Genomic DNA, 25,252 nt, shown 5'->3' on the forward strand with positions numbered 1-25,252 from the left:
TTTCCTGGTGACCATACCGGTGGGGGTCCACCCGTTCCCATTCCGAACACGGAAGTTAAGCCCACCAGGGTCGACAATACTTGGGCGTTAGGCCCCGGGAAAATAGATCGTCGCCAGGGCTAAATTAAGGGGTTGCTCCGATTTGGAGCAACCCCTGTATTATTCAACCTAAATTGTATATTGCACAATCGATTTATTTTTTTATTATACGCCAGTAATAGAAATTCCGCTCTTGAGTCTTTGTCACGGTCATAAACGAGACATGACCATCGCAAAAACAGAAATTCCCACCTTTATTAGACCCGCTGGAGTGATAATACCAAAATTGTCCGACTGAACCCGTATCATCATTAGTCCAAGGTTCAGCAGACCAGTCGCCGTCCTTGTTTTCTGATACAAGAATTGTTCTGCTTAATAGTGGAACACTTGTCAACTTCCTGTATCCAACATATGCAGAAGCATCATCTGTCATTGTGATATAGACATTGATACCATAATGACCAGTTATCAGTGGACCAGGCACTCCATTGACTTTTATTGAAGAATCGTTAATGCCTTGTATTGGAGCATATACCGGAATTGGGCACAAGAGCACCGAATGGTTTTTTAAGTATTTTTTTTCAAGCCTGGTGCGCCAAGTGCAAGTCAGCCAACTATTCATATTACTGTTATCTACATCCCATGCTGCTGGCGTATAGCCATTGTTATCGTCAACATACATGTTCATTGCTTTACTGATCTGAGACATATTGTTGAGACACTTAGTCTTGTTCGCAGTGTGCTTGGCTGATGTGTAAACAGGAAACAGCATTGCTGCCAATATTGCTATAATGGCAATAACGACCAGCAGCTCGATCAGTGTGAAACCTTGATTCTCTCTCCCCATCGTTGATCCCTATTTTCGTGAACAATTGCCTGATTTGAGATATCAGACCGGCCCACCCGCAGTCCGAAAGGCCTGCCAGCAAGATCAGTGCTAATTACATGATGTGTTTGAATATGTTTTATTGTGCTATAATACGATACAATTAGCGCATCAAATTGTGTATCAATGTATTATGGGTTGCTTGTAGCAAATTGTCAAGGGTCATTGTTTGTCGGCTTCAAACATATTGACAAAGCCTCAGCAATATGACACACTGAGAGAGCGGATAGGATTCCTGGCAGCGTAACAAGTTCGTGCAAGGCAATAATCTGCTGATAACAAGCCCTACATGGAGGTATTTCGTGTATCGTCTTCTTTTCCTTCCCCTCATCTTATTTACTCTAATTACATGTGCACTGGGCGATGAAGTAAGTCTTTCATCTATCGACATCCAATCCATCCAACCAAATGTCAATCTGATTTCCAACGGCAGCTTCGAAGAGGTGGGTGCAGACGGCATGCCCAGCGGATGGCGATGGAACAAGGGGGATGTCGATGCTTCCTGCATAGTCGACAAGACATCGGCTCTGGACGGACGAATATCTCTCAGGATAACAAACACCACTCCCGCCGATGCTGGTATCAATGCTGATTTATCAATTTCCAAGCCAGTCGATCTTGAGCCGGGCAAACAATATACACTCAGCGCATGGACTAAGTCATATAATCCCGGTTTCACGCGGATATTCGGCAACGAGAATCTACAATATCGCATCATCATTCCCGCGACAAACGGCAAGTGGGAGCGCGTGTCGCTAACTTTCACTCCGACAGAAAAGGAAAGGAACTTTGAGATCAGTATACTCTCCAGGGGTGAGACGGACGGTATCTGGCTCGATGATATACGGCTTGAGCAGAGTGCGAGCGCATCTCTTGGGAATCCGAGTCTCGGTTCAAGCAAAGACATACGTCTATGTGCGGACAAAAGAGACGTAGAGATAATGACCGAGGGCGCTTTCAGTGTTCCCTTTTTAGTATATGCTTCCAGGGCTTTTTCTGGAGTAGTTAAGACTGACATGTCCGGCAAGCACTTTTCAAAGCATGTGGACATCAACCCGGGGTTCTCAAAGATAGTCATCAACGGTGTTTCGGAGAGTGCCGGCTATGGGACGAGGAAACTATCGCTGCGACTTCTTGAATCAAATAAACTGACAGCCTCAGCTTATGCTAATGTTCAATTCTTTTCGACACCATATGTAAAGTCCCGCCTGCAGGTTCTAAAACAGGAACTGTTATCTTTCAATTCAAAGCTCAAACAGCTAAAGGCTTGCAGGCAGGATATCTCATATCCTATGGTGAGCTACACGGTGCTGCAAAACTCAATCAACTATGCAATACCCGATGCGGATGCAGGCCGGATTAAGCGAGCGGTTTCGCAGCTTTCCGATATGGATCGAATTGAGAAGCAGTTAAAGGATGGCCTAAATCAGGCATTAGCAGGCAAGCTTGTATTTCCATCTGTCCCAAAGTGGACTGGTGATACCCGGCCTACCATAAAAGGAAGCTCATTTATTGCGCCGACAACCACCTTCGGCAACCCCGGAATCGAGATGCGTCCGGTCTTTTTCAATGGATATGGTCACTTTGCCCTTGCCCAATCGGACATAGGAATGTTTCCGAATATGGGGATAAACATCATCCAAATGGAAGCTGTGCCTATGGATGTTTTTAAGGAAGAGGGCAATCCCAAGAATCTCGGCCTCAATATTGCAAAGACTCTCGACAGGGCGCAGCAGGCAGGAGTAGCACTCAATCTACTCCTATCACCTCATTATATACCCAACTGGATGTTCACCAAGTATCCCGAACTGCGGAAAAAACGTGAGGGTTTCATTCAATATTGCACTCACTCTCCAAAAGGCATGGAACTGCTTAAGGAGCATATAGCACTAATAGTAAACCCGATCAAGGACAAGCCTGCGCTTCACAGCATATGTCTTTCCAATGAGCCTCGCAATGAGGAGGAGCCGTGCGAGTATGCGACGAGCGAATGGCGTATATGGCTCAAGGCTCGTCATGGTGACATTGATGTGCTCGATAGCCGCTGGGGAACGCAGTATGCAAGTTTTGACGATATAGAGCTGCCTGATCCTTTCAAGCTGGAACACGAAATCCCGACGCCCATGTGGTCCGACTACATCCGCTGGAACCAGGAGTTTTTCACGAGTTGGCACAAGATGCTGGCCGATGCTGTTCATGCCATTGCGCCGAATTTGCCGGTGCATTCCAAGGTTCAGTCGACGACCATGTGGACAACACCCGAGGTTATTTACGGCAACGATCCATATCTATATTCGTCAATTATGAATATAAGTGGCAACGACGGCATCAACATGTATACATACGGTGAGCAGCGGTTTGCCGGTGAGTGGCTCTCGAACGCTCTGACATACGATTTGCAGCGGTCGATGAAGGACGTTCCCATATACAATTCTGAGAATCATATAATGTGGGAATTTGATGAAAGGGAAGTTCCATCCCGACACATTCATACGGCGCTGTGGCAGCAGGCGATCCATGGCCAAAGTGCGACCACTCTATGGGTCTGGGAGACTGCAGATGCTCCAGATATTGAGGCGAGGCCGTTTTACGGTTGCATATTGTATCGGCCTGCGGACGCCAGGGCTGTCGGAATAGTCAATTGTGACCTGAACCGCGCCGCCAGAGAGGTCACGGCTCTGCAGGAGGCTCCTTTCCAGGTGGAAATTTTATATTCGACAAGCGCGATGGCATATCGCGAGAGGAGATATGAGCCATGTTTGAAGGACCTCTATACTGCTCTGGACTTTTCTGGTGTCAAGGTAGGGTTTATTACTGAGAGGCAGTTGGAGAACGGCATTATGCCCAAGACATCGGTGCTCTTTGTGCCGGATGTCAGGCGTCTCTCGAATGCCGCATTTGAAGCTTTGAAGAATTACAAAGGGAAAGTAGTGATGCTTGGCGACCAGTCTCTCGGATTTGATGAATACGACAAACCTAGGGTTGACCGGCTCTCATTCACATCAATACCTTATAACAAGACAACGACCATGTGCAATCTCTGGAAGTCGGTATCATCTGAATTGACAAACCTGGGTCTACGTCCTCGCATCGAGGTGCTGGATGAAAAGGGCGGATATGTATGGGGAGTGGAATGGCGTCAAGTCGATACATCCGACGGTACACTTATCAATATGTGCAACTATCTGAATGAACCGGTAAAGATTAAGCTCTGTTCAAAAGGAAAAAGCGTAAAGGCCGTTGATGTGCTTAAGAGTAAAAGTGTATCGGGAGTAATCAAGCTTCAGCCGCTCGAAACACGACTCCTTAGGGTGGTGGACAAATAAATGACCAAAAGGATACTGCTGCCTGCGATTTTTTTGCTTTGCACATTATGCTCGATGGCATACTGCGATGACGTGCGCCTTACGTCCGTGAAAGTGCAGACGGCTAAGGCTAATGCCAATCTGCTGTCCAACGGCGGCTTTGAGATTCTGGACGCTAACGGCATGCATTCAGGTTGGAACTGGGGCAAACACAACACTGACGCAACATGTGTCGTTGATGAGAGTTCGCCTTTTGACGGGCGGCGCTGCCTGAAGATAACCAACACTGTCCCATTGGAGCCGGGTCACACTGCGCTGTTGTCGATGGCTGAAGACATTGCGATCGAGCCGGGCAAGACCTATACTCTGAGCGCATGGGTCAAAACGAATGATGCGGTGCTCGGGTTTATCACAGGTGACAAAGCTTGGCGGTACCGTGCGATGCTGCCGAACACCAACGGCAAATGGAAGCCTGTGTCATTGACATTTACGGCGGACAATGCCGATAAGGCGTTCAATGTATGCGTGCAGATAGAGAGCCCGACGACTGGTCTATGGATTGATAACGTCAAGTTCGAAGAAGGCAGCTGTGCCACATACGATGCGCTGCCGGGTGGGTCGAGCGAATCGGTTGCGTTATGGCCTGAGAATAAGAATGTCGAGATGATGACTGACGGCGCGTTCAGCGTGCCGTTTGCTCTCAAGGTCGCCAAGCCTTTTAAGGGCACGATTAATGTGAGCCTCTCTCAGCCCAAGAAGAGTATTACGCAGCGAGTGAGCCTGAAGCCTGGTGTCTATCAGGTTGTCGTAAACGGGGAATCAAATACCGCAGGATATCAGCCGAGGATAGTCAAAGTCAGTGCGATTAAGGGTAGGCATGAACTTGCTTCGGCTACGACAAGCGTGCAGTTCCATTCATATGCGTATACCAAGGCTCATCTGCAATCGTTGAAGCAGAAACTACCCACCCTTAAAGCGAATCTGGGTGAGCTGAAGAAGCGCGGGCAGGATGTGTCCTATCCTATGGTGAGCTATACCGTTCTGGAAAACTTTACGGGCTATGCCGAGCTTGATGCGGACAAGGACGAACTCAGGCGTGCAGTGCTGCAGCTTTATGATATGGAGAAGATGGAGTCACAGCTTGAGGAGCAGCTTTCTCAGGCTTTGGCGGGTAAACTCACATTTGCAGCAGTCCATCGCTGGACAGGGGATGCCCGTCCGGTTATCAAAAGCAGTTCGTTCATCGCGCCGACGGTGACGCCCGGCAAGCCCGGACGCGAGATGCGCCCCGTGTTTTTCACGGGCTACGGTCACTTCGGCCAGGTGCAGGCAGATATCGAGAAATTCCCCAACTACGGCATCAATATAGTTCAAATCATAGCAGGTCCATGGTGTGTATTCCCCGAGGAGGGCAGGGTCGATGCCGGTCATGCCGAGTCGATCAAGGAAGTAATGGATCGCGCTCAAAAGGCAGGGGTCGCAGCAAATGTGCTGATAAGCCTGCCTTGGATTCCAACGTGGGATGCAGCAAAGATACGTGCCCGCGGAGGTGACCCTGATCATTATCTGCGTTCACCAGAGTGTCGGGACTTTACCCTTGCTTATTTGCAGGAGCTGATCCCAGTCATAAAGGATCATCCGGCTCTGCACAGCATATGCCTGACAAACGAGCCGAGTTACAGGGACGATGCATCCGAGTATGCCGTTCGTGACTGGCATGCATATTTGGCCGAACGCCATGGTGATATCAATACTCTAAACAGCCGGTGGGGGACAAACTACTCGTGCTTTGAAGAGATCAAGCTGCCTTATATGGACAAAGATGCCAACAATCCTGCGGGCAGGCGACTTGATTGTGTCCGCTGGAACGATGAATTTTTTGAGGGTTGGCACAAGTGGGTTGCCGATGCAATTCACAAGATTGCGCCTGATTTACCCGTGCATGCCAAGACACAGACCTTTACGATGCTGGATTATTCGTATGCAGATTACGGCAATGACGCCTATCTATACGGCCAGGCGACAGACATAAACGGCAACGACAGTATGAACTGGTACAGCTTTGGCGGCGGCGAGTTCGCGCAGGGCTGGATGCAGCATACCAGGGGTCATGACCTCCAGAGGTCGGTTAAGGATGCGCCTGTGTTCAATTCAGAGAACCATCCGATAGGCGATAAGGAGATCAGATATATTCCAGGCGAGCAGGTGCGCACAACCATCTGGCAGGAAGCCATCCATGGCCAGAGCGCCACAACCATATGGGTCTGGGAGCGCACATTCGATAGGCTCTATGACTTCGCCGGCAGCATAATGCACCGACCCGCATGCGCTGCAGCTGCTGGCTTGGTGAATCTGGACCTCAACCGTGCGGCATATGAAGTCACAGCTCTGCAGCAGTCTCCTGTGCAGGTTCAGATACTGCAAGACACCAGCGCATCGGTGCTGGATGGCGAAAGCTATGACACATGCTCGATCAAGACATATATGGCTCTGGGCTTTTGCGGCGTCAAGATAGGCTTCATCACTGAGAGGCAGTTGGAAGACGGCATATTGCCGAGCGCGCCGGTAGTTTTCGTGCCGAACGCCAGGCATTTGTCCGATTCGGCATTCCGCACACTGCAAAACTACAATGGCCGTGTGGTGATGGTTGGCGATGGGCTGCTTACATGTAATGAATATGGTCAGAGTAGGGAAGAGATGATTCCTGCGCGGATGATGTCGTATATCCCGACAAAGACAACTGCCCGCGACCTCTGGAAGCTGCTGCTTGCCAAACTGCCGCAGTGGGGCGTGAGCAACAAAATCGAAGTGACCGATGTAGATGGCAGCCCGGTTTGGGGAGTTGAATCCAAAGAGGCCGCTGTGGACGATGGCACGGTGATCAACCTTTGCAATTATCTGAACAAGCCTGTCAGCGTCAGGCTCCGGTCAAAAGGAATTGATATACAAGCTTTGGATGTGCTTACAAGCCAGAAAGTATCAACTATTCGGCTTGAGGCTCTTGAATATAAACTGGTCAAAGTAAACAACAAAGCCCGCGGGATATGAGGTGAAAACGTGTACAAGCTTCTAGTTATCGCAACAATGTTGGCTACAGCATGCAGCTGTGTTTATGCAGACGATGTCAAGCTGTCGGCCATAAGTGTCAATCCAAACAGCATAAACGCCAATCTGGTCACAAACGGCGGCTTCGAGCAGATCGTAGATAACTCTCTGCCGACCGGCTGGGGCTGGAACTCGAACAACACAGACGCAAGCTGTGTGGTGGAGACCGGATCGGCTGCAAGTGGTCAAAAGTCACTGAAGTTCCTTAACACCACGCCTATGGAGGCTGCATACACCGCACTGTTGTCCGGGTCGGATGCGATAAAGATCGAGCCCGGTAAGCCCTATACAATCAGTGCATGGGCAAAGACGACCGAACCCGGCCTTGCTTCGATAATTACGGGCAATGCCTGGCAGTATAGGCTGACCCTTGAGTCGACAGGCGGCAAGTGGGAGCCTTTTTCGATGACGTTCGTTCCAGGTGATCTGAGCAAAGAGCTTAATATGTATTTTCAGATCGAGAGCGCGACAAGGGGCATATTGCTCGATGATGTGAAGCTCGAAGCCGGTCCGCGCGCCACATTTGCCGCTGTGCCCGATGAACTGCGGGGAAGCATCGGATTGTGGTCGGCGAGCCGCCATATGCAGGTGACGAGAGAAGGTAAGTTCACTGTTCCGTTTGTTCTTTACGTTCCCAAAGACATTTCCGGCATACTTGTAGCAAGCATCTCTACATCCAAATCACGCATCGACCGGTCGGTCAGCCTGAAGAGGGGCATATATCAGATAGATGTGGACGGTCTGGCTTCGAGCGCCAATTTTGATCCGAGACAGGTCAATCTCCGCCTGGTCGAGGGAAATGCGCAGGTGGCCACCGCAAGTGCAAATGTCCGATTCTATTCCGCAAAATATGCGAAGGCATGCCTTGATGAGATAGACAGCAAACTGCCGGTCCTTAAGGCCGATCTGGAGCTTATTAAGGCCCGCGGCGAGGATGTATCATATCCTCAGGTCTCATACACCGTGCTCGAAAACTTCGTCGGCTATGCACGTGAGGACGATGAAAATGGCGATACCAGGCGTATGATCGAGCAGGCAGACGAGATGAGGACCATACTCACCTCTCTTGAGTCCGATATTTCCGATGCTCTCGCGGGCAAACTTACATTCCCCGCCGTTCCAAGATGGACAGGCGACACACGCCCGGTCGTGAAGGGCAGTTCATTCATTGCTCCTACTACTACTCCCGGCAAGCCTGGCCGCGAGATACGTCCGGTGTTTTTCACCGGGTATGGTCACTTCGGCCAGGTCCAGAATGAGGTGGAGAAGTTTCCGTATTACGGCACGAATATCATACAGACCGAGACTGCTCCAAGTGATGTTTTCCCATCCGACGGGGTGGTCAACGACGGTCCCGCCCAGTCGATGTTGAAACTGCTCGACCGTGGTCAAAAGGCCGGTGTGGCAGTCAATCTGCTTATCAGCCCGCACTATATGCCGCAGTGGGCGTATGAGAAATATCCCGATCTGAAGAAGCAGCGCGAGAGCTTTATACAATATTGCACGCACGACCCGGACGGCCAGGCACTGCTCAAGAAGTATGTCTCGATCATTGTCACGCCGATCAAGGATCACCCGGCTCTGCACAGCATATGCCTGTCCAACGAGCCGGTCAATGTCGAAGAACCGTGCGAATATGCCGCGAGTGAATGGCGCGCATGGCTAAAAAGTCGTCATGGCGATATAGCCACACTCAATTCCAGATGGAAGATGGATTACGCAAGTTTTGATGATGTAATGCTCCCCAACTTGTTTGCCGCGGATTGGAAGACCCCGACCGGCAGATGGGTAGACTTTGTCCGCTGGAACCAGGAGTTCTTCACCTCATGGCACAAGATGCTTGCCGACGCTGTCCATGCCATAGCGCCCAATGTTCCGGTCCATGCAAAGGCCATGACCTATACATTTTCTGATCCCAGCGGTGTCAAGTATGGCATCGATCCATATCTGATGAGTTCCATAAGCGACATCAACGGCAACGACACCATGGACTGGTGCAATTTCGGCCAAGGTGATTATGCGCAGGGCTGGATGACTCAGGCCAGAGGTTACGATCTTCAAAGGTCGGTCAAGGACGCCCCGGTTTTTAACTCCGAAAACCACATTATGGGCGACAGAGACACCAGATATGTCCCAGCTTCACAAGTCCGGTCATCGCTGTGGCAGGGGGCGGTTCACGGCCAAAGCGCCACCACAATATGGCTCTGGGAGCGCACGCTTGATCCTGACAGCGTTTTCTACGGAAACATAAAGGATCGTCCCGCCTGCGCAAAGGCTGTGGGGATCGTTAACTACGATCTGAACCGAGCAGCATATGAGGTCACTGCGATCCAGCAGGCCCCTGTTCAGGTGCAGATCCTGCATGGCATCAGTTCTCTCACCATTGACGGCGTTGACTATAGCACATGCGCGATGGAGCTTTATATGGCTCTGAGTTTCACCGGGGTAAAGATCGGTTTTGTGACCGAGCGTCAGTTGGAGGATGGGATTGCTCCTACGGCACCTGTGCTGTTTATCCCCAACGCAAAATACTTGTCCGATTCGGCATTCAAGACATTGCAGAAATATAAAGGCAAGCTGGTGACTTTGGGAGCCGATCCACTTGCGTATAACGAGTACAGCTCGCCAAGACAGACCAAGCTGCATGCTCAGAAAATCGACTACGTGCCGGGCAAGACTTACGCTGACGGCCTATGGACAACACTTCTGGCCAAGCTGCCTGACTGGAATATAAAGCCGCATGTCAAACTGACTGACTCCAAGGGCAGCCCTATATGGGGTGTGGAGTACCTCCAGGCAAATACTGCTGATGGAACCATAGTCAACCTCTGCAACTATCTCAATAACGCGGAGGATGTCAAGCTATCGGTAAACGGTAAGACTGTCAAGGTGATAGATATACTCACCGGCAAGCCAGTCACAGGTGTCATAAATCTCCAGCCTCTCGAAGTCAGGCTGGTAAAGATCGAACAGGTTGGAGGAAAATAAATGCGCAGATTATTATTAGCAGTCATAGCGTTATTTCTTGTTTGTCCGGCTGTCGCTGCAGTCGAGCCTGGGCTAAAGAGTGCGGATCAGATTAAGGTGGGTCTGGACGTCATAGAGAAGTCGCTGCCGTCCATAAAGGCAGATCTTTGCAAGCTGGAAGACGGCGGCCAGGATATCTCATATCCGATGGTCAGCTATACCGTGCTTTCAAATTTCATTGGTTACGCAAGAGAAGATGTCGATAAGAACGAAGTCAGGCGGGCATCGTATGCTCTGACGGACATGGAGTGGATGAAGCGTAAGCTCGAATCTGAGATATCCGGCGCATTGAGCGGCAAATGCAAGCTTCCCGCCGTGCCCAGGTGGACGGGCGACGCTCGTCCGGTAATCAAAGGCAGTTCTTTCATTGCCCCGACAACGACGCCCGGTAAAGCGGGCCGCGAGATGAGACCCATATTCTTCAACGGCTTCGGTCACTTTTCAGAGGTCTGCGAGTCTGTTGGAAAATGGACGGGCTACGGCACCAACATAATTCAGTTCGAGACCGGTCCGACAGTCGTGTTTCCCCAAGAGAATAAATTGGGTGATCCGACCCCCGGCATCTTGAAAATCCTTGACGAGGCGGAAAAGGCACGGGTGGCCGTAAACTTCCTGCTCAGCCCGCATTATTTTCCGGACTGGATGTTCGCGAAATACCCTGAACTCAGAAAGCAGCGCGAATACTTTTTCCCGATGTGCCTGCATGCTCCTGAGACTAAGGAGTTGCTCAAGCGCTATGTCAAGCTGGTTGTCGAGCCGATCAAGGACCATCCTGCGCTGCAGGCAATCTGCATTTCAAACGAGCCGCGCAATGTTGAGGAGCCTTGTCAGTATGCGAACGAGCAGTTCCATGCATGGCTCAAGGACCGCCATGGTGATATCGCCACTCTGAACAGCCGCTGGGGCACCAGTTACACCACTTTCGATGAGATAACGGTCCCGAACCCGTTCGCTGGTGCTGAGGCCGAAAAGCCTATGTGCAGGTGGGCTGATTTTGTCCGGTGGAACCAGGATTTCTTCACTGCTTTCCACAAGATGCTTGCCGATGCGGTCCATGAAGTTGCACCGAATATGCCTGTGAATGCCAAAGTTCAAAGTGCCACGTTTGGCTGTGCAAGTGAGCTTAAGTGCGGCAATGACGCATATCTTTATGGCACGATCACCGATATCAACGGCAACGACAGCAACTGCTATTATTCTTTCGGTGGCGGTGACGACGGCTACGCCAACGAATGGCTGGAGAATGGCATATATTACGATTTGCAGAGGTCTGTGAAAGATGCTCCGGTTGAAAATTCCGAAAACCATCTCATTCGTGATCGCGAGACCAGATATGTTCCGCCGGAGCATATTCGCACTGCTTTATGGCAGGAGGCGGTCCATGGCCAGAGTGCGACCACAATCTGGGTCTGGGAGCGCACATTCGACCAAAAGAGTGATTTGTACGGCAGTATAATGCAGCGGCCGGGCTGCGCGCGGGCAGTGGGTATAGCGAACCTTGATCTGAACCGCGCGGCATACGAAGTAACTGCGCTGCAGCAGGCTCCGCCGCAGGTGCTGATTTTGCATGACACCAGCGCTCTTATCTATGACAAGGAAGAGTTCGACAGGTGTATGTTCAGGACGTATATAGCGCTCAATTTCACCGGCCTCAAGATAGGTTTCGTGACAGAGCGTCAGCTGGAGGCCGGTATAGTCCCGACAACATCCGTTTTGTGTATACCGAACGCCAGGCACATTTCCAACGCCGCATTTGACGCCCTAAAGAAGTATAAGGGTCACATCATAATGCTTGGCGATGAGTCTCTGGCGTATGATGAGTTCGACAAGCCCAGGTCGGAGAAACTTTCCGGTGACGTGATTCCGTTTACGAGGGCAGGTACAGGCTCAAAGGAGCTTAAAGCCGCTCTGGTTTCAAAAATGAGCGCATGGAATGTCGTTCCGAATACGAAAGTTGTGGATGAAAGCGGAAACACGGTCTGGGGTGTTGAGTCGCGTGAAGCTAAAACATCGAACGGCACGGTGGTCAATCTGTGCAACTATCTGACCACGCCCGTCACTGTCACACTCATACATAACGGCAAACCAGCCTGCTCGACTGAGGTTCTCAGCGGCAAACCTGTATCGGCGCAAATAACACTACAGCCTCTTGAAGTCCGGCTGTTGAGAGTCAAATAATGACGCGAGAGGGAGGCAGACATATGCACAGATTACTATTGATTATGGCAGCTTTATGCTTGTCATGTTCAACTGTGTCTTATGCGGACGAGGCTAAGGCCGACAACACTCAGGCTGCCACAATAAAGGCCGGACTGCAGGCAATTGAGGACTCTCTGCCTCCCATAAAGGCCAATCTGGACAAACTCAAATCGCGCGGCCAGGATATATCTTACCCTATGGTGAGCTATACTGTGCTGCAAAACTTTGTTGGATATTCCAGGGAAGAGACCGATTACGGCGATATAAAGCGTGCTGTCGATCAACTCTCTGAGCTTGAGTGGATCCAGCGCAAACTCAAGTCTGATATATCGCTTGCTCTGGCCGGTAAGCTCAAGTTCCCCATTGTCCCAAGGTGGACAGGTGATACCAGACCTGTAATAAAGGGCAGTTCGTTCATTGCGCCCACAAAGGTTCCGGGTAAATCCACTCGTCAGATGCGACCGGTGTTCTTTAACGGCTACGGCCACTTCAGCCAGGTTCAGGACGACATCGAAAAATGGCCGAACTACGGCATCAATATGATCCAGTTCGAGACCGGTCCTATGATCGTATTTCCCGAAGAGGGAAAGGTGAAAGATGTCACACCGGACCTGCTGAAGACTCTTGATAGGGCGAAAAAGGCGGGTGTGGCGGTGAACCTCCTGCTCAGCCCGCATTACTTCCCGGAGTGGATGTTCAATAAGTATCCCGAACTCAGGAAACAGCGCGAATATTTCCTGCCTATGTGTCTGCATGCTCCCGAGTGTAAGGAATTCCTCAGACGCTATGTCAAGCTTGTTGTCGAGCCGATCAAGGATCACCCGGCCCTGCACAGCATATGCGTATCGAATGAGCCGCGCAATGTCGAGGAGCCTTGCAAATATGCAAATGAAGAATTCCGTGCCTGGCTCAAAGCTCGCCATGGAGACATCGCAACCCTAAATGGCCTGTGGAGGACAAGTTATGCCGACTTCGACGAGATAACTGTGCCGAACCCATTTAATGAACAGGAAGCCCAACAGCCCATGTGCAGGTGGGTAGAGTTTGTCCGCTGGAACGAAGAGTTCTTTACTGCATGGCACAAAATGCTTGCCGATGCGGTCCATGAGGTCGCGCCGAATGTTCCTGTGCATGCCAAGGTCCAGAGCTTTACACTTGGAGCTTCGAGCGAGGTCAAATGCGGCAATGACGCATATCTTTATGGTAAGATATTCGAGATCAACGGCAACGACAGTTCCAACAATTACGATTTTGGGAACAAGGATGATTATACGGACGCATGGCTGTCGAACAATATGTATTACGATTTGCAGAGGTCGGCAAAAGATGCCCCCGTCTTCAATTCTGAAAATCATATAGTTGAGGAAGGCAACGCAACTGCCGTGCCTGCCGAGCATATCCGCACGGCTTTGTGGCAGCAGGCCATACATGGGCAGAGTGCCACCACTATATGGCTGTGGCAGCGCGCAATCAATCCAAAGACCGAACTTTACGGCAACTTCATGCAGCGCCCATCATGCGCGAGGGCGGTCGGCATAACAAACCTTGACCTGAACCGTGCGGCCTATGAGGTCACAGCTCTTCAGCAGACTCCCGAGCAGGTAATCATTTTGCAGTCGACCAGCACCGCCACCTATGAAAAGGGTCTCAGCGACAGCAGCCTCTTCAGGACCTATATCGCGCTCAACTTTATGGGCATGAGGATAGGGTTCATCACTGAGCGGCAGTTGGAGGACGGCATAGTGCCCAAGGCCGGCGTGCTTGTTATTCCAAACACCAGGCATCTGTCGAACGCCGCTTTTGAGACACTCAAGAAGTACAAGGGCCACGTTATGATGATCGGCAACAGCAGCCTTGCATACGACGAATACGACAAAAAAAGGTCGGAGACAATTAAAGGTGAGATAGTGCCTTTCATCAGGGAGCAGACAAAGACCAAGGACATATACAGGGTGCTTAAGACACACTTTGCTGTGTGGAAAGTTGGCCCGAAGACGACGGTGGTGGATGAAAAGGGTGATTCTATATGGGGAGTGGAGTGGCGTGAAGCAGAAACTGCCACTGGCAGGGTAGTCAACTTGTGCAGCTATCTGACCACTCCCGTGACAATTAAGCTGCGCGCCAATGGAAAAGATGTCAAAGCAGTAGATGTCCTCACGGGCAAAGCCGTGTCAGGGGTGATAAAACTCAAACCTCTTGACGTGCGGCTGTTGAAGATAAAGAAGTAGAGTGGGGCAGTGGGAAGCTGAAAGTGGAAAGCAGACAGTTGATAGGCGGCGATTTGGAGATCGCCGCCTTTTTTGATCGGCCTTACTGGTCGAATGCTTCCTTGACAAGCTCAACTGCTTACTACATAATAGCACTTGGCGGAAGCTGAAGAAGAACATGGAGGTATTTGATGTATCGTTTCTTTGCCACGTTTGTTGCTTTGTGTGGAGTATGCACATGCGCATATGGCGCTGACGTAAACCTTGCGTCCATTGGTGTGCAATCGGCCAAGGCGAACGCAAATTTGATATCCAACGGCAGTTTTGAGCTGCCGAATGGAAAAGGGCTGGCCAAGTGGTGGAATTGGGGCACGAGATGGTCTGCCGATACGACCTGCACATTGGACGAGACGACTGCCGTCAGCGGGTTTGCCTCGCTCAAGATCACGAATAACACTCCTCTTGAATCGCCATACACAGGGCTTCTATCATACGGCAAGACTGTTGCCGTAGAGCCGGGCAAACCGTATACATTGAGCGCCTGGGTCAAGTCAGAATGTCCCGGTGTGTCGTCGATATGTGCGGGCATGGGCTGGCGATACAGAGTGACTCTTCAGTCGACCGGCGGCATCTGGCGGCCGTTTTCTATGACGTTTACTCCCGATAATGCCGACAAAGGCAATCTCGGCATATACGTTCAATCCGAATCTCCGACAAGTGGTCTGTGGCTCGACGACTTCAAGCTCGAACAGAGCGATCATGCAACCTATGACCAAGTTCCCAACGGCACGGCGTATATACTCCAGTTGTGGCCTGAGAGCCGGGATATGGAGCTTCTGACCGATGGAAGCTTCAGCGTGCCTTTCTTGTTGAACGTTACGAGAAGCATAAATGCCGTTCTTGAGGCATCAATATCCAAAAAGAGCATCAAAAAAAGTGTAAGGCTTGAGCCTGGGCTGGTGCAGATAATGGTCGGCGGCACTTCAAGCAGCGCAAAATATACGCCAAGGGTCGTAACCTTACGCATCCTTGACGGTGACACGGAACTTGCTTCAGCCGGGACCACTGTCAGGTTCTATTCTCAGTCATATACCAGAGCTGGTCTGCAGCGCCTTGAGCAAGTATTGCCAAGTTTGATGACAAAACTTGAACAGCTAAAGACCCAGGGTCAAGATATTTCTTACCCAATGGTGAGCTATACGGTGCTGGAAAATTTCATCGGTTATGCGAAAGAGGATGTCGATAAGAACGAAGTCAAGCGCGCATCCGAAGCTCTTTTCGACATGGATTCTATCGAGCAAAAGCTGGACAAGGAGATATCCGAAGCTCTGTCGGGTAAACGTGCTCTTGCCTGCGTTCCGAGATGGACGGGTGATGCTCGCCCGGTGATAAAGAGCAGTTCTTTTATAGCTCCGACAGTGACACCGGGTAAATCCGGGCGCGAGATGCGTCCCGTATTCTTTACCGGCTATGGCCATTTCGGTCAGGTGCGTGCGGATATGGAGAAGTGGCCGAATTATGGGACTAATATAATCCAGATCGAGGTCGGACCATCGAGCACTCTGCCCGAGGAGAATAAAGTAAATGACCAGCCTGCGCGCGACTTGTTGACATTGCTGGATAGAGCGCAGAAGTCTGGAGTCTGCGTAAATCTGCTGCTCAGCCCGCATTATCTTCCGGGATGGGTCAAGGACAAGATGCAGAGCAATTCCAAGAATGCCTGGATGCACTATATCAACCGTGACCCAGTTTGTCGAGAGATGATAAAGCGGCATGTGGGTGCGCTGATTCCGTTTATCAAGGATCATCCGGCTCTCCACAGTATCTGTGTTGCGAACGAACCGACTTCCTACGGCGACAACTCCGAATATGCCAATGCGGACTGGCATGTCTGGCTAAAGGATAGACATGGCGATATCAAGACTCTGAATGATCGCTGGGGCACTGATTATGCGTGTTTCGAGGATATAAAGCTGCCGTATGCGCCTTGTGAGACCGAGAAGAACCCTATGGGCAGGTGGCTGGACTGTGTGCGGTGGAACCAGGAGTTTGTTGCAAGCTGGTATCAGATGCTTGCGGATGCGGTGCATGAGATTGCGCCAAACCTGCCCGTGCATATGAAGATCCAGACACCGACCCTATTGGGTTATGCTGATCCCCAGAGCGGCAACGATCCATACCTCATTGGCCAGGTAAATGATATCAACGGCAACGACTCCGTGAACTGGCCGAGTTTTGGCGGTGGAGAGTTTGCTCAGAGCTGGATGACCAATGCAAGGGGCGAAGACCTCCAGCGGTCTGTGAAGGATGCTCCGGTGTTCGACTCTGAGAACCACATAATCGGCGACAGAGACACGCGGTATATTCCTGGCAGTGTGGTCAGGGCAGCATTGTGGCAGCAGGCGATCCATGGCCAGAGCGCGACCACCATCTGGGTTTGGGAGCGCATATATGACAGGACGCATGACTTTGCAGCCAGCATTATGCACCGTCCGGGGTGTGCGGAGGCCGTCGGCATCACCAATTGTGATCTGAACCGGGCTGCAGATGAGGTCACCGCACTCCAGCAGGCTCCAACGCAGGTGCTGATCCTGCATGATACGTCTGCCATGGTCTATGATGGCGAGCCGTATGATACATGTTCAAAGAAAGCATACATGGCTCTGGGCTTTTGTGGAGTAAAGATAGGTTATATTACCGAGCGCCAATTGGAAGCTGGAATTGTGCCGACTGCTCAGGTTGTGATGATTCCTTATGCTAAGCATCTATCTGACGCGGCATATCAGACTCTGCAGGCGTACAGAGGCCGAATAGTAATCCTTGGCGGAGATGACACTCTCGCATATAACGAGTATGACAAGAAGAGGTCGTCAAGTCTTGACGCGCAGAGGATCGCATACATTCCGAGTGTAACAAGTGAGCGCGACCTCCATGCCCGGTTCCTGTCGCAGTTGTCGGAGTGGGGAATTGCACCGAGGATAATGCTTGTAGACGACAAATCTGATCCCGTATGGGGTGTCGAATGGAAAGAGGTCGCAACTGCTGGTGGAATCCTGGTCAATCTATGCAATTATCTAAACGAGCCTGTAAGTTTAGGGTTATCCGACAAGGGTAAAAGTATAGGTGCAGTTGATGTTTTGAGTGGCGCAGAGGTGTCCGGTACTATTAAGCTGCAGCCTCTTGAAATCAAGCTGCTGCGAGTTAACCCGAATTATGCTTGTCGAGCATATTTCGGGTCCGGGCCGCGCATCATTCACGTTTCTCGTGAATAATGCGCGTTAAGAGTTGAACCTGACCATCAGTTTTTTCGTCTAATAATATAGATGGGGTAAATATCTCTTGTTACATGCAAAAAGAAAATATTTACCCTTGACAAGTTACTGAAATCAACCCATAATGTATATGTAGGTGCGATGCAATAACAATTGCAACATCAAGAAACACCGTAGTTCTGGCAAAGCGGTCAAGATATATTGGCAGTCGCACTGTGGGCGGGCAAATAATATTTGCCTAGGAGGAATCTGCTATGAGGAGAGGGTTTACTTTAATTGAGTTGCTTGTTGTTATCGCTATTATCGCCATACTTGCGGCGATACTGTTCCCCGTCTACACGAATGCAAAAGAACATGCTAATGCCACAAAATGTTTGAGTAATCTAAAGCAAATTGCAACTGGTGCTTTTATGTATTGTGATGCAAACAATGGCAAAATGCCATTAACCCAACCGCAAACTGGTGCCCATACCTGGTGCGGAGTTGGGCCTAGTGGAGCGTCCGATTGGCATGCGGAAAATGGAAGCCTTTTCAAGTATGTAAACAGTGTAGAAGTATTTCGTTGTCCTACTCTTTACCCCAAGTATCATATAGAAGTTACCTATGGAATGAACCAGGATCTTCAAACACAAAATTTGTCAGCTGATACTAGTGGTCGTGCAAGTCAGATCATGATGTTTCTTGAAGAAGAACGTAGCAACGATGGTAATACTGCGTGGGAGGATTTGGATTCTGATCCGGTAGGTATAACTCACTACAAAGGAGCCAATCTAGCCTATTGTGATGGTCATGCCGTATATAAGACGCAGCCTGTGTTATTAAAAGAAATATTAGCAAAGAAATGGTTGCCCAATCATAGATTAAAGGCAGATTAATTATTATTGGTGCGTGTAAAATCCCTCCAGCCTAAATAGCTGGAGGGATTTTTATTTTCAACCCATATTCCCCTATACTGAAGGACATGCGAGCATAATTGCAGAACGAAGTGGAAAGCGTCATTTTGACAACAAGGAGTTAAACTCAAATGTCTGAAGCAATCCCGGAGCCGGAATATATGGTCGTGGCTCCATATTCACCCGAGCATCCAAGAAACGGTGAGGGTGACATCATTCTTCTCAATGACGGCAGTCTTCTGCTGGCATACGGCAGATGGAACGGCGGCGGCGGCGATTTTAATTTTGCGGAGGTTTGGGGCAAGACTTCGACCGATGGCGGTAGGACTTGGGGCAATGACCGCTTGATTGTTCCCAACGAGGGCAAGGTTACCACTTTTTCCACTGCTCTGCTGCGCCTTGCCAATGGCGAGATACTGATGTCGTCTCTGAGCAAAGACTCTATGGAGGACTGCTCGATTTTCTTGCGAAAGTCCAGTGATGAATGCAAAACTTGGACGCCTCGCATCAAGTTCGAGACGCCGGATGGATATTCTGGTTATACCGGGATGAACAATGGACGATTGATCCAGCTAAAGAGTGGCCGCATACTTGGTGCCGGATTTGACGGATGGGTTAACGATCGCCCATTCGTTGCATTCACATTGATATCGGATGATAATGGTGACAGTTGGCGCGCGAGCAAGAATTATGTCAATATCCGAGATATTGACCCGACAAACAAGGATGGCGCGCAGGAACCCGGTGTCATAGAGCTTGCAGACGGCAGGATCATGATGTGGATACGCAACAGCCTCGGCTATGTTGCGAAAGCATATTCAACAGATCAGGGCGAGACTTGGAGCAAGCCAGAGCTTATAGAGCAATTGGAAGCGCCGCTTGCTCCGGCGAGCATAAAGAGGCTGCCTCAGACAGGTGATCTGCTGATAATTTGGAATAACAACCAGAAAGCTCGTCGCCCACTCAATTCTGCTATTTCAAGGGATGATGGCGAGACCTGGGAGAATATCAAAGTTGTTGATGACGGCGATGCAACATCATGGGGATTTGCATATACCAGCATCACACCGCTGGACGATATGGTTTTGCTTACATACTGGAATGGTGATAACTCGAACCTGAAGCTGGCTCGTATGGATTACAGGTGGTTTTATCAAAAAGGCTGAGTAAAAAAGGCCGTCTCATAAACATTGTTTAGAGACGGCCTTTCCGTGTCATACATCAAGTATGAGAGCAATTACCAGCGATCACCGCCTCTGAAGCCGCCGTCATTCTTCTGGGACTTGCGGATCTCCCTGCATGACTTGCAGCGAATCGGTTCGCTGAAACCTCTTGACTGGAAGAACTCCTGTTCGCCTGCGGTGAAGATAAAATTCTGACCGCAGTCCTTGCACTTGATTTCTTTGTCTTGGGACACTTGTTTACCCCCTGGGTATGTTTTAATGACTTCTGTGGAACGAAAGGACTTTTCGAGATGGGTACCCAAGGACTAAACTTTCCTGTTGCCATATCTTTGAGCCCGGCTCCCAGGCCCGGAATGTTACCCGGGTACAGAAGCGTTGTCTTATTATTATAACATGCAATTGCGAGTTTTGGGATAATTATTTGATCGACATCTGCTGTTGACGGGAAAGATTGCTATATATGTTATGATATAACAGATGAAGATACCAACGGATGATATCGACACACGCATATTGGACCTGACACAGGCTGAGTTTCCGCTTTATCCGGCTCCTTTCGAGTTGATCGGCAAAATGCTCTCGATTGATGAGGATGATGTGCTGGCTCGGATTGCGAGGATGAAGTCCGGTGGAATAATCAGGCAGATCAGCGCGATTTTCGATTCGGCCGCGCTGGGATATCACAGCGCACTTATCGCTTTCAAGGTATCGGATGAATTACTTGACCGTGTTGCAGCCGGAGTATCCATGCACGATAGTGTCAGTCACTGCTACAGCCGTGACTCTGACTACAACCTCTGGTTCACTTTGACAGTTCCTCCCGAATGTGATCTTCATGCCGAGCTTGCTACACTCACATCACTCGATGGCGTGATGAGCCATATGCTGCTTCCTAACGTAAAAGTATTCAAGATAGGTGTTATTTTGAAGATGAGCGGAGGAGAACAGGGAGCGGTGAGCAGAAAGCAGACTCCTGACTCTTCCGGCGGAGAGTGTCGGTGTGTGAGCGCTATTCCCATCAATATGGAAAACCAAGACTTCAAAACAGCCGTCCGTGCGCTTCAGACAGACCTGCCGCTTGTATCAAGACCTTTTGCCTGTCTTGCAGATGCTTTCGACATACCTGAGGACAAATTGCTGAACGTTGCGCACAGGTTACTTCAAAATTCAGTAATGCGCCGTTACGGAGCCGTTCTCAACCATCGTATGGCAGGATACACGTTCAATGCGATGGTCTGTTGGTTTGTTTCACCGGATATGATAGATGAGGTCGGTATAAGATTCTCTAAACATCCGAGTGTCAGCCACTGCTATCAGCGTCCCACATATCCCGATTGGCCATATTCCATATACACAATGATCCATGCCAGGTCCCAGGAAGAACTCGACAGGATCGTTGCCGACCTTGTGACAATATCCACAAATGCCGACCACCTAGTTCTCACAACTCTCAACGAATACAAAAAGCAGCGTGTAATCTACTTCCCATAGTGCCTTAACAGATCAATTATTTCTTGACTATTGAACAAACCTGGGCTAAACTACGCATGCATATTTAAGCTTGCATGTCATGGTCAAGAAAGGTGATCCCAAATGCGCAATTGGATAACAATCAGTCTACTACTCATAATGAGTGTGTGCTCTCATGCCGCTACCCTGGTCGATATTCCACTCGATCAACAGATAGATATAGGGCTGGGAGACGCGATAACGGATTATACGAGTTTTGAAAGCGACCAAGACGGCGGCTTTGTGCGCAAAAATTTGACTACAGGAAATGGCGCTGCCGGATATTATTGGGGACCGAACGTGGACCTGGTAAAAGCGGGTTATGGTCCATATGTGGACATGTCGGCTGACGAGACCGTCATTCAATACACAGCACGTTACTGTCAGGACTACGGCAACACCAACCCATATGCTGATGCGCCTATCTTCATCACTCTCATTGATATCAACGGCTACCAGCGCGGCCTCGGCATATCCTATGGACCGAGTCCTGATCCGCATTACCCGACTTGGATTACCTGCACGGATGATGGCTTCACGGCTGAGTGGCCCGATGATGATGATTTCGATTTGTCAAGGGTTGTAGCAATCAACTTCTGGGGAACCGATTGGGCAGGCATTGGTCAGGATTTCATCGACATCAAGAATCTGACAGTGCTCGACTCCACTGTGCACAACACCACTCCGGTCGGTCAGGTGAAGTTACTCGATGATGATGAAACGGTGGAAATTTACGGTTATGTAAGTGCATCGTTCGAGTCACAGGACTGCTTCTATGTTCAGGACAGTCTCATTCCGACCGGGATTCAGGTCAGATACAGCGGAGTCTTGCCCAGCATAGATGCAGGCGCATATGTATCGGGAACTGTCCAGACTGATCCCGACACAGGCGAGATGTATATCGATGCTTCAGTCTGGTTGCGCGGTGTCTCGGGTACGACTGAGCCGTTATGCATGCCAACGCGTTCTCTTGGTGGAGGAAGCCTCAGCAGACAGCAGGGCGTCTATGAAGGCGTGGGTCTCAATAATGTAGGGCTTTTGGTCCGAATTGCGGGCAAAATCACCGGTGTAAGCGAAGATGACGATTACGCCTATATCTCTGACGGTTCGTCCCTGACCGGCGACGGCGAATATGACGGAGTCAAGATAGATATCACAGGTGTCCCCGTATGGCAGAGAAATGCAATTGCCGAGAATAATAAAGCCATCGTCACAGGCATATCGAGCATATACCTCGGGTATGACAGCAACAAACATCGCACGATTCGCATAAGGCAGGCGTCGGACCTGATTAATCTCGACAGCGACGGCAACGAACCAAGGACGATGCGTGTTCTGGCTGTGAATTTCGATCCCATCTGTCCGGGATACGATTATATGATTACGCACGAGATTTTTGGCTGGAACGACCCATATCTTATTGCTCAGGGTTACATTGGCGATCTTTATGACGCAAGCGAAGGCTGGTGCAATTATGAGATAGTTGACTGGTTCGATGCCGACTATCATCCGTACTTCGAGGATGGTTTTCAATATAGTGCTGACGACTATGTATACGCATGGATGAACAGAGAGACCGATCCTATGCATGAGGGCACAGCCGATTACTACCGCCTGATCTCAGACACCACATATCCGCACAATCAGCCGTATACCATTGCCGAGCGCATCGCTAATGATGAGATAGACGAGGTATTCTTCTTTGGCGCACCGTCGGGCTTTGCCGGTTGGGAGGCTGCTATGGCGGGCCCTGACCCGTTCTTCGTGAACGGTGGAACCTACACCGTCTCCGAGGCAGGGCGCAATTTCGTGATGATGGGGTTTAATTACGAGCGCGATGTCGATTGCATGCTCGAAGACTTCTGCCACAGAACTGAATGTGTAATGAGCCATGTCTATTCACCGACAGACTGGTGGCTTCCGACCTGGCCCGTCACTAACAACTGGGACGCATTCAGGATGTACGATCAGATCGAGGCCGACCAGGCCGCATGCGGTATTTGTCATTATGCCCCTAACAGTGAGTCTGACTACGACTGGGGCAACACAAATTATGTCTGGAGCACATGTGACGACTGGCTGTATAACTGGCCGAACCTGCTGGGGGACGTCACCCAGCGGCTGGTGAACTGCAGCGAATGGGGCTATGGCGACATGCGGCTCCATCACATTTGGTGGCTGCAGCACCTGCCCAATAAGGCCGGTGTCAATTCAGACGGCAAGCAGAATAATTGGTGGAAATACTCCTGTGATTTTAACAACTATGCTGAAAGCCGTTGAGTCATATAAAACAACGAAAGGGAAACGGGATGAAGAGGTATTTGTTGAGGCTGGGTTTGTTTTTTATGCTGTGTGCGGTTAGCTGTATGATTGGACGCGTCATGGTGGTTCTGGATGCCAGAAAAATAGCTTCAGAGCGCGAGTCCAAAGCACGCACTATAGCCGCAAATATTCATGACAGCAGTGATGTCGATGCGCTCGGTGATCTTGTCGAGTTGATAACTCTTCCTGTGAAGCCGCCTCTGCCGCAGCTCTCTGAGAAAACGGGTTGGGCAGCAAATTTGGTCGGTCTCAAGAACGGGGATCAGGCTTTTAAGGATGCGGAAAAACATAAGCAGACTTTTGCGCTGTGGTTTGCGACTGTTTATTCTTATGTGAAGATGCAGAAGTCGATAGGCATGAGTCCTGTGCCGATCACAAAGGCTGAACTCGACAAAATCACAGTTCTTGCCGGAGCGAGGGTCATGGACAAATACTCCGGCATTATCGGACTGATGAACATTGGGTTCGCGGTTTGCATATTGTTGAGTGTGGTGATGCTGACATTTTGGTCGAGACCCTCAAGGAAGAAAAAAGTGGCATTGGATATGCAAGAGCCTGTCGACGAGGAGACTGCAAATGAAGAACCGTCCGGAGGCAGTGATGAGACATAGACAACTAACACTATATATCATTATGGCAGTATTAGCGAGCATATGCAGCGAGGGAACGACCGCTCCAAGTCGTCTCGAACAGATTCAGCAAAGAAAGGCGATTATTCAGCAGTATATAATTCCCGCAGCCACTAAGACCTGTGGGGAGGTAGACAACATGCCTCGCACGGAAGCAATGCTTGCCGTCGAAACGCTTAAGTATGCGGAGAGTTTGGCTCTTGCCGAGGAACAAGTTGGTGTGACATTATCAGCCGAACAGGACGGTCAGGTCGAAGGTACTCTCGAGCAGATAGAGCCGAGCAAATATGCAAACATGCTGATAAATCACATCGAGAGTATTCGTGACAGCAAGGATGCAGACAGCGTTAGCCGGATGGCTGCAGGCGGGCAGTTGTTTGAGGCAATCAGATCGATGCCTTGGCTTGTAACAATCAACGGCCTCGATCTTGCCAAGCGTCAATATAAAGCAGACATCAAAGACAGCAGAGAGGGCGATATAACATTTTCCAAAGCGCTGCTGGACGCAGCAAAGACGGCGGCAAGCCATAATGACCCAAAGGGATATATTCCGGCAGACTTGCTTGCTGTTTTTGCCGACGGATATGCTGAGGGTGAATCCACCTATACCGATGGTTCACTCTGCAGCAATCCATTCACTATCGACTGAGAAGAAAAGAAATTGTGCAAAGCCCT

At 50.0% G+C, this 25,252-nt stretch carries 14 protein-coding genes and 1 rRNA gene; 13 read left to right on the forward strand and 2 right to left on the reverse strand.

The window, feature by feature from the left end; all coding sequences use genetic code 11:
* Positions 1-3: 3 nt before the first annotated feature.
* Positions 4-119: ribosomal RNA gene (gene rrf, locus LLG46_05390) — 5S ribosomal RNA — on the forward strand.
* Positions 120-193: 74 nt separating this feature from the next.
* On the opposite strand, the gene LLG46_05395 is transcribed toward rrf, so the two are convergent.
* Positions 194-886 carry a prepilin-type N-terminal cleavage/methylation domain-containing protein gene (locus LLG46_05395; GenBank protein ID MCE5322737.1) on the reverse strand — a complete coding sequence of 231 codons (693 nt, stop codon included), beginning with the start codon at positions 884-886 and terminating at the stop codon, positions 194-196.
* A gap of 341 nt (positions 887-1,227) precedes the next feature.
* Here LLG46_05395 and LLG46_05400 point away from each other — a divergent pair, with 341 nt between their 5' ends.
* The 8 genes from LLG46_05400 to LLG46_05435 all read left to right on the forward strand — a co-directional run bounded on the left by LLG46_05400 (position 1,228) and on the right by LLG46_05435 (position 20,099).
* Positions 1,228-4,251 carry a beta-galactosidase gene (locus tag LLG46_05400; protein ID MCE5322738.1) on the forward strand — a complete coding sequence of 1,008 codons (3,024 nt, stop codon included), beginning with the start codon at positions 1,228-1,230 and terminating at the stop codon, positions 4,249-4,251.
* The gene (locus tag LLG46_05405) at positions 4,252-7,278 is read left to right on the forward strand and encodes a beta-galactosidase (protein ID MCE5322739.1); all 3,027 of its coding nucleotides are present in this window, start codon (positions 4,252-4,254) and stop codon (positions 7,276-7,278) included.
* Between the two features lie 9 nt (positions 7,279-7,287).
* Positions 7,288-10,323: a beta-galactosidase gene (locus tag LLG46_05410; GenBank protein ID MCE5322740.1), complete on the forward strand. Its 3,036-nt coding sequence runs from the start codon at positions 7,288-7,290 to the stop codon at positions 10,321-10,323.
* On the forward strand, positions 10,324-12,540 hold the full coding sequence (locus LLG46_05415; protein MCE5322741.1) for a beta-galactosidase: 2,217 nt from the start codon (positions 10,324-10,326) through the stop codon (positions 12,538-12,540). It abuts the gene before it with no gap.
* A gap of 23 nt (positions 12,541-12,563) precedes the next feature.
* Positions 12,564-14,789, forward strand: coding sequence for a beta-galactosidase (locus LLG46_05420; protein ID MCE5322742.1), 2,226 nt, complete (start codon positions 12,564-12,566; stop codon positions 14,787-14,789).
* 170 nt (positions 14,790-14,959) lie between these two features.
* Complete coding sequence (locus tag LLG46_05425; protein MCE5322743.1) at positions 14,960-18,040, forward strand: beta-galactosidase; 3,081 nt, start codon at positions 14,960-14,962, stop codon at positions 18,038-18,040.
* 254 nt (positions 18,041-18,294) lie between these two features.
* Positions 18,295-18,915, forward strand: a complete 621-nt coding sequence (locus LLG46_05430; GenBank protein ID MCE5322744.1) for a prepilin-type N-terminal cleavage/methylation domain-containing protein — start codon at positions 18,295-18,297, stop codon at positions 18,913-18,915.
* A gap of 149 nt (positions 18,916-19,064) precedes the next feature.
* Complete coding sequence (locus LLG46_05435) at positions 19,065-20,099, forward strand: glycoside hydrolase (GenBank protein ID MCE5322745.1); 1,035 nt, start codon at positions 19,065-19,067, stop codon at positions 20,097-20,099.
* A gap of 71 nt (positions 20,100-20,170) precedes the next feature.
* Here the strand turns inward: LLG46_05435 and LLG46_05440 are convergent, their stop codons facing one another.
* On the reverse strand, positions 20,171-20,350 hold the full coding sequence (locus tag LLG46_05440; protein ID MCE5322746.1) for a zinc-ribbon domain-containing protein: 180 nt from the start codon (positions 20,348-20,350) through the stop codon (positions 20,171-20,173).
* A gap of 244 nt (positions 20,351-20,594) precedes the next feature.
* Between LLG46_05440 and LLG46_05445 the strand changes: the two genes are divergently transcribed.
* From LLG46_05445 to LLG46_05460, 4 genes are all read left to right on the forward strand, one after another.
* Positions 20,595-21,608 carry an Lrp/AsnC family transcriptional regulator gene (locus tag LLG46_05445; GenBank protein ID MCE5322747.1) on the forward strand — a complete coding sequence of 338 codons (1,014 nt, stop codon included), beginning with the start codon at positions 20,595-20,597 and terminating at the stop codon, positions 21,606-21,608.
* 102 nt (positions 21,609-21,710) lie between these two features.
* Positions 21,711-23,906, forward strand: coding sequence for a hypothetical protein (locus LLG46_05450; protein MCE5322748.1), 2,196 nt, complete (start codon positions 21,711-21,713; stop codon positions 23,904-23,906).
* A gap of 86 nt (positions 23,907-23,992) precedes the next feature.
* Positions 23,993-24,559, forward strand: a complete 567-nt coding sequence (locus LLG46_05455; GenBank protein ID MCE5322749.1) for a hypothetical protein — start codon at positions 23,993-23,995, stop codon at positions 24,557-24,559.
* Positions 24,549-25,226, forward strand: a complete 678-nt coding sequence (locus LLG46_05460) for a hypothetical protein (GenBank protein ID MCE5322750.1) — start codon at positions 24,549-24,551, stop codon at positions 25,224-25,226. Before LLG46_05455 ends, LLG46_05460 begins: the two co-directional genes overlap by 11 nt.
* The last annotated feature ends 26 nt before the right edge of the window (positions 25,227-25,252 follow it).

The organism is bacterium (assembly GCA_021371935.1).
Lineage (GTDB): Bacteria > Armatimonadota > UBA5829 > UBA5829 > UBA5829 > UBA5829.

Excerpts from the sequence above, each read along its gene's own strand:
- LLG46_05445 (MCE5322747.1), top strand. The coding sequence starts at position 20,595 with ATGAAGATACCAACGGATGATATCGACACACGCATATTGGACCTGACA.
- LLG46_05415 (MCE5322741.1), top strand. The coding sequence starts at position 10,324 with ATGCGCAGATTATTATTAGCAGTCATAGCGTTATTTCTTGTTTGTCCG.
- LLG46_05460 (MCE5322750.1), top strand. The coding sequence starts at position 24,549 with ATGAGACATAGACAACTAACACTATATATCATTATGGCAGTATTAGCG.
- LLG46_05455 (MCE5322749.1), top strand. The coding sequence starts at position 23,993 with ATGATTGGACGCGTCATGGTGGTTCTGGATGCCAGAAAAATAGCTTCA.
- LLG46_05420 (MCE5322742.1), top strand. The coding sequence starts at position 12,564 with ATGCACAGATTACTATTGATTATGGCAGCTTTATGCTTGTCATGTTCA.
- LLG46_05425 (MCE5322743.1), top strand. The coding sequence starts at position 14,960 with ATGTATCGTTTCTTTGCCACGTTTGTTGCTTTGTGTGGAGTATGCACA.
- LLG46_05405 (MCE5322739.1), top strand. The coding sequence starts at position 4,252 with ATGACCAAAAGGATACTGCTGCCTGCGATTTTTTTGCTTTGCACATTA.
- LLG46_05450 (MCE5322748.1), top strand. The coding sequence starts at position 21,711 with ATGCGCAATTGGATAACAATCAGTCTACTACTCATAATGAGTGTGTGC.
- LLG46_05435 (MCE5322745.1), top strand. The coding sequence starts at position 19,065 with ATGTCTGAAGCAATCCCGGAGCCGGAATATATGGTCGTGGCTCCATAT.
- LLG46_05395 (MCE5322737.1), bottom strand. The coding sequence starts at position 886 with ATGGGGAGAGAGAATCAAGGTTTCACACTGATCGAGCTGCTGGTCGTT.
- LLG46_05430 (MCE5322744.1), top strand. The coding sequence starts at position 18,295 with ATGAGGAGAGGGTTTACTTTAATTGAGTTGCTTGTTGTTATCGCTATT.